At 43.5% G+C, this 12,563-nt stretch carries 4 protein-coding genes; all 4 read right to left on the bottom strand.

The genetic code is table 11. The features are described from left to right. Positions 1-47: 47 nt before the first annotated feature. On the bottom strand, positions 48-1,085 hold the full coding sequence (locus tag RSK81_RS05280) for a M42 family metallopeptidase (protein ID WP_002900504.1): 1,038 nt from the start codon (positions 1,083-1,085) through the stop codon (positions 48-50). Positions 1,086-1,225: 140 nt separating this feature from the next. Beyond that, complete coding sequence (locus RSK81_RS05275; protein ID WP_002900505.1) at positions 1,226-1,672, bottom strand: hypothetical protein; 447 nt, start codon at positions 1,670-1,672, stop codon at positions 1,226-1,228. Between the two features lie 258 nt (positions 1,673-1,930). Then, positions 1,931-4,351: an SHIRT domain-containing protein gene (locus RSK81_RS05270; RefSeq protein WP_315687663.1), complete on the bottom strand. Its 2,421-nt coding sequence runs from the start codon at positions 4,349-4,351 to the stop codon at positions 1,931-1,933. Positions 4,352-4,734: 383 nt separating this feature from the next. Further along, complete coding sequence (locus RSK81_RS05265) at positions 4,735-12,549, bottom strand: SIALI-17 repeat-containing surface protein (protein ID WP_315687661.1); 7,815 nt, start codon at positions 12,547-12,549, stop codon at positions 4,735-4,737. Between the last annotated feature and the right edge of the window lie 14 nt (positions 12,550-12,563).

Here is a 12,563-nt window from a genome sequence, read left to right as displayed (position 1 = left end):
CAATTTTATGCAAGCGTTTCAGATGATTTTTTCTAAAATTTGATTGCTCACTCCACCAAGCCACTCCTTAGATAAGCATCCACCATGCGCTCTGTCGCAACAACTGAATCAATATGGGTACGCTCATAAGAGTGGCTGGATTCGATGCCGGCACCTAGCAGAGCATGCTTGACTTCTGCTCCTGCACTCATAGCTGCAGAGGCGTCTGATCCGTAAAACGGATAGATGTCCAGTTTGTAAGAAATGTCCTGCTCCTTGGCTAAATTTACCAAATGCTGGCGGAAGCCATAGTGATAAGGTCCTGATGCGTCCTTGACACAGATGGAAACCGTATACTCATCTGTCTGCTGGTCGTCACCCATAGCGCCCATATCAACAGCCAGATACTCCACAGCTTGCTCCGGCAAGCTGGAGTTAGCCCCATGACCAACCTCTTCAAAAACACTGAAAGCAAAATGAGTCGTCACCGGAAGCTGAATATTTTCCTCTTTATAAACTCGCAAAAGATTGAGCAAAATAGCTGCGCTGACCTTGTCATCCAAAAAGCGAGACTTGATAAAGCCAGACTCGGTAACTGTGGTACGAGGATCAAAGGAAATAAAATCACCGACTTCGATTCCTAAATCGCGAGTTTCTTTCTCACTTGTCACCTTTTCATCCAAACGAACTTCCATATTGTCCTGAGTACGTTCAACCGTCCCAGCATCCTTATAGACATGGCAGGAAGTCTGGTGAACTAAGATAGTCCCATTGATAGTCTTGCCACTGCTGGCCACATGGACTAGGCAGTTTTCTCCTTCAATCATGTTCCAAGGGAAACCACCAATCCGATCCAGCTTGAGACGACCGTCAGACTTAATAGCCCGAACAATAGCCCCCAGAGTATCCACATGGGCAGTCACTACCCGATGCTGGGCATCATTTTCACCCTTAACCACAACATGGACGCCGCCTTTATTGGTCCGGACAGGCTCATAGCCCATTTCCCCCAGCGTTTTCACCAGATAGTCTGCCACCTCAGCCGTAAAGCCTGTTGGCGAAGGGATAGCCGTTAATTCTTGTAAATATTGAACAGTTTGATTCATGAATGTCTCCTCATCGTTTTTCTTTATTATAGCACAAAGAAAGCCTGAGCAAATAGATTTTCAGCAGGCTTTTAATGATCAAATGCAAGAAAAACTCCTCAATTACTATCGCTGTACTGCTGCTCTTTATCCTCCTGGACTTAATTCTTTTTCAACTCCCAAAAGAATAGATTGCCCAACAATCCTAAGAGAAAAAGCAAGATAGGAATGGCATAAGCTGCTAGGGGATTATAAGCTTCTCCAGCACTAATTTTCATCTGAGAGCCATATGGAGCTATCAACTGATAATAATTAAGACCGCAAAACAAAATCGAAAAGAAAAAGATAGAAAAATAAAGCCGATAGAGATGCCCTAGCAGCTGTCCTTTGAATAAATAAGTAACTTCCCCCATCAGTGTTGCAAAATTCATAACAGCAATTACAAAATAAACAATGACAACAGGAACTAAAAATAGAAAAAGGTAAAGATAACCATAAACAACCCCCGGCTCTGGCTCAATTCCCCAATAACCGTACTGAAAAACCAGTAGATACAAAAATAGGGGCAAAAAAGGAATCACCCTAAACTTCTTATTTTTCATCCACATCTCCCTTTAAATAAAGAAACTTTTTCTTATTTTATTATAACAAACCTTCTTTATAAAACAAGAATTCTCTTTTATTTTAAAGTATTCATTGACTGTGAAATCAAGCTTAGCAAATTTCAGCCACCGTAAAAAACAGCCATTCAAATGCCTGCTTACTTTAGAGTTTATATGTTTAAGCGTCAGTACATTATCAAGGATAGATGGTGACAAAGACAAAAAAATCATCTCAGCTAGCTGAGATGATTTGTCTGGCTAAAATTAATTAGCTTTTTTGAAACGATAGACAAGAGCTGATAAAAGAATCAGTGCAAATCCTGCTGCTATCGCAAAGATAGATGTTTCACTGCCAGTTTTCGGCAAAACTTTTTTGCCAGTTGCTGATCCACGAACATCTTTTCCATCTTTATCTGACGAATTACCTGGGGTTCCATCCGTCGAACCGCTTGGTTTATCACCAGATGATGACGGTGGTGGTGTCGAATCTGAAGAAGATGGTGGTGGTGTTGGTCCTTGTGGACGTCTAGCTTCAAATGTCCATGTGCCTGTAAATTTGACATCTGAGCCTGCAATAGTTTTACTATCCGCGTCATATTTAAGGAATTTCCAAGTACCTCCAGTTACTTCAATAGAATCCTTAGCTGGCTGAACCGCTTGAACTGCAGTACCATCTGTGTATTCATTGGCATCGGTCGGCAGCAATTCTGTTACCTCTGCAGGTAAGGCGCGATTCGGATCTTCGCTTACAAATTCATACGTCACCTTATATTTCGGCGCTGGAATGAAATTCCATTTACCAGTAAATTTAAGGTCCTTATCCGCAACAGTCTGTGCATTCGTTTCTGCATAGCCTTCGAAAGTCCATGTGCCTTCAGTAACTGTAACACTTGTTTTAGCAGGCTGCTTAGCGTCTACATTAGTACCACTAGTGTAGCGATTAGTATCTGCTGGAAGCAAATCAGTTACTTCTTTTGGCAGGTTTGGATAGGCTGGGTTAGAGCTGAGAAACTCATAGCTGACACCATAGTCTTTATAACTGTTGGTGAATGTTGGATTGTTACCTGCGACAGCAGCTTCCAATTTAGCATTGTTTTCAGTCACTGTGACAGTCACAGTATGTTCTTTACTGTCATACGTTACTCCAGCTTCATTTCCAGCCACTTCTTTCAGCTTGTAGGTATAAGTCCCTTCTTTATCATAGTTGATCTCAGGAAACTTGATATTACCATTGGCGTCATTTATTGCTTGAAGTTCCACGTTATTTCCGCCAACCTCAGTCAGCTTGAAAGTGTACTTACCAGCTTCAAGTGCTTTACCATCCAGAACTTTCTTAGCGGTAATCGCTGCAGTTGCTGGCTCTAACTTGTAGGTATTGGTGAAAGCATCACGGTCATAGGTAACCGCTGCTGTCTTGACGCCGTTGTTGTCTGTTACAGTAACAGTAACATTGATGTCTGAATTTGCATCGTTTGTCACACCTGGCAGATTGCTTGCTCGTTCACGAATGACATAGTTAAAGGTTCCCTCATTTTTGAAACGAAGTTTCTTAAAGGTGACGGCACCGTCTTTGTTTGTTACCGTTTGAACAACTTTGTCGTTGTCATCCTTATTGATCAAATCAAAAGTAAATTCACCATCTGCCAAATTGCGGCCAGTCAATTCCTTTTTGACTTTGAAGATAACTTCATCCGAACGGGTACCTTCCCCGACACCATCAAGAGTTGTCAAAGGTGCAAATGGACGTGATACTAAATCTGGCATCTTTTGTCCATTAGACGTAACGGTTACATCGTTAAAGGCTTTTTTGGTCACCTTATCAACTGGCTCTGTCAAACGTGTCCGATAGATAACATAAATACCTCTTCCACTCAAATCCCCAGCATTGACTGTGAAATGATTGGAGTCAGTGATTGTCACAATCTGGCTCGGATTAAAGGATTGACGTGTGCCAGAAGCACCTTCCCACTCAGTAAAGTAGTAACCTGTAATCCCTGAATCTTCATCCAGCTCTTGGCCTTCTGGAATAGCGTCCTCAATGACAACTTGACCAAGATTTTGGACATCACGATTGACACGGATACGCCAGTTGACGTAGTTTGGATCCTTAGAATCCTGAACCCCCCACTTGGAATACCCCTGAGGTTCTTCATCAACCTTGATACGCTTCAGCCTATAGGTTCTAGCACCTGGGAAATTAACTTCTTGCTCTTGGTCATAAGGCATATTATCAGCCCAAACCACTGTGAAAGAAGATTGAATACGCTTGGTATCTGGCATTTTCGCAAAATACTCAGCATTTGTGACTGTAATGGTCGCTGTATTGGTAACAGGATCTGTCACCAACTTGGCAACAACAGTACCATCCGGTGCACTTATGTTTTCCTCCAAAGTTCGCTCAATTTTGAACTGTGATGGAACACGATAAACCATGGTATCACCATTATTTAATACTTTGCTATCCTCAAATGTATAGGTCGGAGCAATGTAAAATTTACCTTCACCGTAGCCTGTATCCTTTAAAGGATTAGTATTAATGGTAACATCTGTAGTTAGCTGATAATCACTTTCACCTAACTCTGCAGCAGAAACCCTAGGACTTGAGCTTAACAAGGGAAGAAAGGTTGATACCAAAAGCAGCAAAGTCATCAGAGCATGAGACACTTTATGATAAGTTTGTTTCACCTTGAATGCGGTCCTCCTTCTTTTTATATTTTATTTTAGACAAATGCTGGCAGGCACACCATCACCTGTCTACCCCCTCATTTTCAGCCGGTTCTAAATCAAGATTTATTACCAAACTAAAAATGATAGTACTCGTATATGATAAGCAAATATGACATATACATATCAATTATAACATAAAAATTATAATTTACGCCTTGTAAACTATAATTTTTATTAGCATTTTTCTATTCTTTGTCTACTTTCGTTACAAAAAAGTTACAAATTGGTTTTTAATCTAACTCGGATGGATTATTATTGTTTTATTAGAAATAAATGGCAAAAAATACCTAGACTTTTTATAGTCTAGATATTTTTAGTATTTCTGAAAAACATTTTGCCGCTTACTTATTAAAGATTGACTGTCTGAAGTCGTCTGTCTCACGAAGATAAGCATTGTAAATCTTCTTCTTGAGCAGGTTGACCCAGCTAGCATCAACACGGCTGGTAGCATTAGTAATGTTGCGTACATCCTCTGCCACTGCTTCGTCCATTAGCTTCTGCATCTCTTCATAAGAATGAATGGTTACTTTCTTAGTACTGTTTGGATTTTTAAGCTCGTACTCAATAGTGATTGGCTTGAGCTTAGTCAGCTGATCAATCCGCTCCTTATACATAGCTTTCTTGAAGGCTACCCAGGAATCATATTCACCCTTGAATACATTTTCCAAGACTTTCTGGTCAGTTACGAGACCAACATCTCTTCCGGACCATCCATCCCACGTTTTCTTACCTTCATCAAAGGCTTCCTTAGAGTACTTACCAGAAACATACGGGATAAATCCTTCATGGTAACCCTTAGCTGCTAGTAACTCATAGGCTGTACGGCGGAACATGACATCACCCGGAGCTCCATTTGGATTGCTCAAGGCTGAGTAGATTGGTGAGAAGAGGCTGAGACTGAGGTAGCCATTTCGACCGTATTTCCCACTATCCTTATTCTCCCGACGAGTGATGACATCATTTTCAATCAGAGAGTCAAAAGTCTTCAGATGCTTGATTTCCTCAGCAGTAAAGCTTCGCGTCTGGTTACCTGCATGGGTCTCCTTACCATACTTATCTGTAATATAGTAATTCTCCATCTTTCTGAACCACTGAAGTTTAGCATCATCGCTCTGCTTCAGCATAGAAGTACCTTCTAGGTAATCTAGGGTGTAGATCATGTCAAACATACCATGGACATAGTGCTGCAGGTCTTCTGCATTTTGAACGCGTTCCTTGAAGTTATATGTGTGTAGACGCGTCTTAGAATCCTTGTCCACCTTGAAGAGGGTATTGAGAGTAATGGTAGCTTCGTCTGCACTTGGAGTGGACTGCAAGAGACCGCGAGCATAAAGCTCAGCTCCCAGACCTTCGCGGCGGCCATTGCCCTCAAAGTAAATGCCACCGTCAGAATTATGGGTCATTTCATGCGTGTAGACAGAGTTACCATAGTCTTCTAACAATTTAGCTGCATCAAAGTGGGTTACACTTCCTGTAGCATAGGCATTATAGCCCTTGCTAGGATACCACTTGCCGGCTGGTCCAAAGAATTCCTGCATAGCCAGTGATTTTTTGTCATTAGCTGGAGCCCAATATTTTTGACCATTCTTGTCAACCAATGAGAATCCATCGTAAACCAGAACAGAACGGAAGAGCTTGTCCTTGCTTTCATCGCTTAGAATCTTATACCAGAAGTCATAGTGATCGCGCTGGTATTCAGCAGTTTTTCTCACTCTGTCTTCGACAAATTCAGCTAGCTCTGCATCTGTCCGAACCCTGCCATTGGCATCAAGGCGATAACGGTCATAAGCCCCCATGGAGATGGTAGACATATTGGAGATAGCATAGACACCCTTCTCAGTCATGGTCAAGAGTGGCAAGAGCATGCCCTTGTGTTCCCAGTTATCAGCAGTAATCTTGTCGTAAACGCCGACAGAATACTTACTCTTGTCCTCAGCTGCATCCTGAAGCTGTCTCGCTTCTGCTACATCCGACTTAGCCTCAACGATGTAGGCTTTTGTATTGGTCTTGAGCCATTCATTATTGCTCTTGTCCGGCAGGAAGAGCTGACGATAGCCTTCTAAGTAGTTAAAGAGCCCTCGCTTACCAGTCGCTTCAGAGAGAGAGGTATCATAAGCCATATAGTTGTTCTTGGCTTTAAGATTATTAAAGCCTGACTGACCTAGTGAAATGATGGTATCCAGCGTTGAAGCATTATGATTTCCAAAGAAGTCAAACTTATAGGCCGACAAATCCTTAACATTGATATTGTCATAGTTGATATTATACCAACGGTTGAGATAGGTCAGACCCAACAGGAAGGCTTCCTTATTGGCTGTAATCTTCTGAGTTACATAGTCAGCCACGACATCGCCTTCAGTATTGATGGACTTGTCCATAGCCAGAACCTTGCGTAACTCTTCTGACAGCTTGGTCTTGACTTGGTCAAAGGCCGTATCTAGATAGAGATCATCCAGAGAAGTGTCAGCATTCACGCCTAAAACAGTTCGCATAGCCGGTGAGTCCAGGACAACCTGGTTCAACTCCGGCAGCACTTGATTGAGAACCCTGCTATAGTCTGATAGGAAGGCTTCTGGTGTATAAAGGAGGTCTAAGCCATTTACACTGTACTCTGCAATTGCCTTATATTTGAAATCTCCCTTATAGGTCAGATCCAGGTAGTCAACTGTATTATCCTCAAAGTGCAGCATCAAGCGGTTAATTCCGGTCTTATTGCTATTGATATCAGTGATAATCTGGTCGCCCTTCATCGGAACAACGTCCAGCAAGTACTCTGTATTGAGCTTGTGATTATCTGGAAGTTTATTTCCATAGGCAACAATGGTCTCCTTATTGTAGAATGGAAGGAGTTTTTCCATGTTAGCATAAGCTATTAAACGGTCTTCTCGAGCATTCTTTTCCAGAGCATAGTTGACAGAATAAAGGTTGAGATTCGTGTCTTCCAGCGTGGTCGTAATGTCTAGGTTAGTCAGCTTTTCTTCTGCCTCGTTCAGAGTCAGTGTCGAAGTGACAAACTTGTCATTTTCCAGTGTTTTATTTCCTTCAACAGCATAAGCTTCTGTGATACGGTTATTCTCATATCCCTGATCGCCAGAAATACTGTAAACATTTGTACCACTGACGTTACTGATAACATTATCAATCAAGCCATTGAAGTAATTGGAACCTACTACGCCACCAATCTGACCGTTCTTAGTAGAATTTTGAATCTTTCCAGCTACATAAGAACGGCTGATGCGGGCATTGTTTTCTAAACGGCCAACCAGACCGCCGAAGCGTTGGTTGTTGGCTCTAGCGCCTGCTAGAATAGTCACATCTGCCCTGCTTTGGCTAATCAAGGAGTTTCCTCCCTTAAGATTGGCAACCAAACCACCGACATTGTATTCTTTGCCCTGCTTATCATTTGATACGATAGTTCCAGTAAAGGAACTATTGGTGATTTGGGTATTGTTAGCAATAACGACCAAACCTGCCACCTGCGAAGCATTTTCTTTTACTTCTACTCTACCTTGGACAGAAACAGCTGTGATTCGAGCATTTTCTGCATTGCGGGCCAGGGCAGCTGAGTCATAAGTACCAACAATATTGACCTCTTTCAGGTCCAGATTAGAAATAGAGGAACCACTCTTGAGGTTTTCAAATAAAGGCTTGGCTAGATTATAAATCGCGTACTGCTTGCCATTATGACTACCAGTCAGACTGCCTGTGAAGTTTCCTTTGAGGTAGACATAATCCGCAGGTGCCAGACTAACCTCGCTAGCATCCAAATCAGCTCCCAGAACGTAGTTGCCAGCCATATTTTGTTTCATAGCGTCTACCAAACTAGCAAAGCTAGTGTAGATATTTTGCTGACTAGGAACAGCTGCCTTACTGATATAGAAGTCATAGCCAGACTTATAGCCTGTCTCACCTTCTTGGACCAGCTCAGGCAGAGAGACTGTCACCTTATAGACATCCCTGCCATCCTTATGACTTTCCGCTATGCTGTAAACCGGCAGGAGCATTTCCTTAGATTCACTTGATTTGACTTTGACGAAGTAGGTAGACAGATCCGTAGGCATAGAGCTCATGGACACGACGCGCTTAAACTGGTCGTTTTCTTTTCTGTAAAACTCTGCCGAATCAATATCTCGGAAGGCAATCTTCTTGTATTCCAATTCAAAATTGCGGCTGTCCGTTTCAAGTTCTGTGAAGCTGCCATTATCCAGTTCATAAGTCAGCTTGGTTTTCAGGGTATAGCCTGTGTAGTAGTCTAAGTCGCCAATCTTCAGACTTCCTGCGAAATTGGTAATCGGAAGAGTGCGAACAAGCTGATCCCCCTGGTATAATTCAGCAGTCGCTGAACGGAAGGACTGGGACTGGTCTTCTAATCTATATTGGACTGTAACCGACTTGTCATCTGCATTTTCTGTCAGACTTAGAATGGAAACCGTTGGCTTGACTTTAGGCACTCCATTTAGAGCATCTTTGGCTGCTGTCAGGCTAGCAAAAGCTTGATTGACCTGCACTTGTGTGGCAGTTTGATTGTTCAGAACTACTTCTGCCTTGGCTAATTCGTCAGTATAAGATGTCTGCTTCTCTGAGTCAGCATTTTTATATTTTGGAGCTGCTTTGATAGTTGGATTTAAATCGTATTCATTTTGAAGAGCCGTTTTGACAACCTCAAGACCGCTTAACTGAGTCTTGGCTTGATTGATTTGTTCCACCAGTTGGTTGACTTCTTCTTGGCTAGCATGTGATCGGTTCAGGATTGCTTGACCTGCTGTCAAAGCAGTATCATAGCTAGATTGATGGCTCTGACTATCGTTGAAATAACGTGCCTGAGCTTTAATCTGATCCGCTTCTGCTAATAGATTGTGAAGTGGAATTAAATCGAATTCTTCTAAAGTTTCTACTTTTGGCGCATCGTTCGGTACCATGCTTGGCTTAGCCGTACCAACTTTAACAACTTGCGTTACTGGAGCTAGAGTTTCCTCGTTGGACAACTCCTGGCGGTCAACTTCTTGGCCGTTGGAGCTGTAAACTCGGGTCTTGATAGTTCGCTCGCCCTCAACACCTGGAGTGGCAATTTGACGGGCATCACGAACCAATTCGTCCGTTTCTTCTTCTCGAATGCTGAAGTTGATTTTTTCTACGCGGGTTTCGTCTGTGTAAGTCAGCGGATACTCTGGCAAAACATCTGCTTTTGGCGCATCGTTCGGTATCATATGCGGCTTAGCTGTTCCGACTTTGACAACTTGCGTCACTGGAGCGAGAGTTTCCTCATTGGACAACTCTTGGCGGTCAATTTCTTGACCATTGGAACTATAGATGCGGGTCTTGATAGTCCGCTCGCCCTGAACGCCCGGTGTTGCGATTTGGCGAGCATCTCGAACAAGTTCGTCCGTTTCTTCTTCTCGAATTGTGAAGTTGATTTTTTCTACTCGAGTTTCGTCCGTGTAAGTCAGCGGGTACTCTGGCAAAGCGTCTGCTTTTGGCGCATCACCTGGTACCATGGTTGGCTTAGCAGTTCCGACTTTAACAACTTGTGTTACTGGAGCCAAGGTTTCTTCATTGGACAACTCTTGGCGGTCGATCTCCTGACCATTGGATCTGTAAACACGGGTCTTGATTGTTCGCTCGCCTTGCACACCTGGAGTCGCGATTTGACGGGCATTTTGTGGCAATTCATCCGTATATTGTTCCTCTATGTTGAAAGCAATTTTCTCAACACGCGTCTCATCCGTATAAGTCAAAGGGTATTCTAGAAGAGCCTCTGCTTTTGGTGCATCATTCGGTACCATATTTGGCTTAGCTGTTCCGACTTTGACAACTTGTGTTACTGGAGTTAGAGTTTCCTCATTGGAAAGTTCTTGGCGGTCAATTTCTTGACCGTTGGAACTATAGACGCGAGTCTTGATGGTTCGCTCACCTTGAACTCCCGGAGTTGCAATTTGACGAGCATCACGAACAAGCTCGTCTGTCTCTTCCTCACGAATAGTGAAGTTGATTTTTTCAACTCTAGTTTCGTCGGTGTAAGTCAGTGGATACTCTGGCAAGGCGTCTGCTTTCGGAGCTTCACTTGGTACCATGGTTGGCTTAGCCGTACCAACTTTGACAACTTGCGTTACTGGAGCCAGAGTTTCTTCATTGGACAGCTCTTGGCGGTCAACTTCTTGACCGTTGGAGCTGTAGACACGAGTCTTAATCGTCCGCTCACCCCGAACACCTGGAGTAGCAATTTGACGAGCGTCCTGTGGCAATTCATCAGTGTATTGTTCTTCAATATTGAAAGCAATTTTCTCTACGCGCGTTTCGTCGGTGTAAGTTAGCAGGTATTCTGGTAGTTCTTCAACCTTTGGTGCGTCAGCCGGAATCAGGCTTGACTTACTTGTACCGACCTTAATAATCTGAGTGACTGCTGCAAGTATTTCTTCATCTGATAAAACTTGGCGGTCAACCTCTTGGCCATTAGAGGTATAGATACGAGTGGTAATAGCCCGCTCACCCTGGACACCTGGTGTGACAATTTGGCGACTGCCTTCTGGAATCTCATCAGTATACTGTTCTTCAACGGAAAAATCTATCTTTTCTCTTCTTGTTTCATCCGTCGCAGTCAGCTCTAATTCTGGGGCTTGATGCACGGGTGCTTCATCTGGTGCGGTACCATAAGTGGTTAGTTCCGGAACTTCTTGTACTGGCGCTGTATCTGGTGCAGTGCCATACGTTATCAATTCTGGAACTTCATTCACAGGTGCGGTATCTGGCGCAGTGCCATAAGTTGTCAATTCGGGAACTTCATTTACGGGTGCTTCATCTGGTGAGGTACCATAAGTTGTTAGCTCTGGGACTTCTTGAACCGGTGCTGTATCTAGCGTTGTGCCATAAGTCGTCAATTCGGGAACTTCTTGCACGGGTGCTTCATCTGGTGAGGTACCATAAGTTGTTAGCTCTGGAACTTCTTGCACTGGCGCTGTATCGGGCGTCGTTCCATAGGTCGTCAATTCGGGAACTTCATTTACGGGTGCGGTATCTGGTGCAGTGCCATAGCTGGTAAGCTCTGGGACTTCTTGAACTGGCGCTTCTTTTGGTACAGATTTGACTGCAGCAGTTCCAACCAACACAATTTCCGAAACTGGCTCTGCAGTTACCTGGTCTGAAACCACTTCGCTTTTTACAATTTCTTTACCTGCAATATAATTGCGAGTGACGACAGTACGTGTACCAGCGACACCTGCTCGAATGACCTGAGATTGCCCCTCTGTGAGTTCATTTGAATATTGGTATTCTGTTTGATAAGGCAGGACTTGGGTTTGGCTGCTTTCTTGGCTCTTGAATTCCAGTTCTGGTACTTCAGTGACTGGAGAAAGCCGAGCAAATTCGCGCTCTTTGGCAGCAATGATTTCTCTTTCTTGCTCGGTTAGTTTCTCTGTCTCAGTAGATACCGGCTTGTTGGCAGCACTCGGATTCCCAGAAAGGCTAGCAGATTTGCCCGCCTGCTGATCGACTTCAACAGCTGACAAGTCCTTTTGTGCCGTAGGAAGCTGATGACTTTCTGCTGCGTTCTCCTTGCCCTGTTCACTGCTTTTAAGATAGCCGACATACTCAAAACCAGCAATCTCTAAAGGTTCCGGCAGCTTATCTCCCACTGTCAAATTCAGCCTTTGATTGTAGGCGGCTAATTCAATATTGGTCACTGCAAATACAGAAGGAGCTAGGAGAATAGATCCTAGACCCGTCACCAGCAAAATAGAAGACAGGTATCGCTTACCATTTCTACCTCGTGCAATTACTAAGACTGCTAAAGTCAGTCCAGCAGCTGCAAAAGTTGCTTCCCACAGACTTGAGTAGCCCGTCTTTGGCAAACTTTTTGCCGAAATCCCCTGGGTCTTAGGACGGTAAACCAAGTAATAAGCATCAGAGTTTTCTTCCACAAACTTTGGAAGCTCCTTAACAACTGCATTCTTCTCAGCTTCAGTCAGTTCAGACTCAACTACATAGTGATACTGGACTGGAACGGTTTTGCCGGCTGAGACTTCTGCAGCCTCAACCGTACTTATATTTCCCCCTATGGCGGTACTCAAAAAGAAGCTTCCGATAGTGGCGGAAACCAATCCTACTGATAACTTTCTAAAAGAATAACGCTGGAGCGTATCGCCAGTGATTCTTTTTTCCATAATAATTCCCTTTT

This window comes from Streptococcus sp. DTU_2020_1000888_1_SI_GRL_NUU_041A, assembly GCF_032387735.1.
Taxonomy (GTDB): domain Bacteria; phylum Bacillota; class Bacilli; order Lactobacillales; family Streptococcaceae; genus Streptococcus; species Streptococcus sanguinis.
This window is presented reverse-complemented; position numbering and strand designations above follow the sequence as displayed.

Coding starts and splice junctions, on each gene's coding strand:
- RSK81_RS05280 (WP_002900504.1), bottom strand. CDS start 1,085: ATGAATCAAACTGTTCAATATTTACAAGAATTAACGGCTATCCCTTCG.
- RSK81_RS05275 (WP_002900505.1), bottom strand. CDS start 1,672: ATGTGGATGAAAAATAAGAAGTTTAGGGTGATTCCTTTTTTGCCCCTA.
- RSK81_RS05265 (WP_315687661.1), bottom strand. CDS start 12,549: ATGGAAAAAAGAATCACTGGCGATACGCTCCAGCGTTATTCTTTTAGA.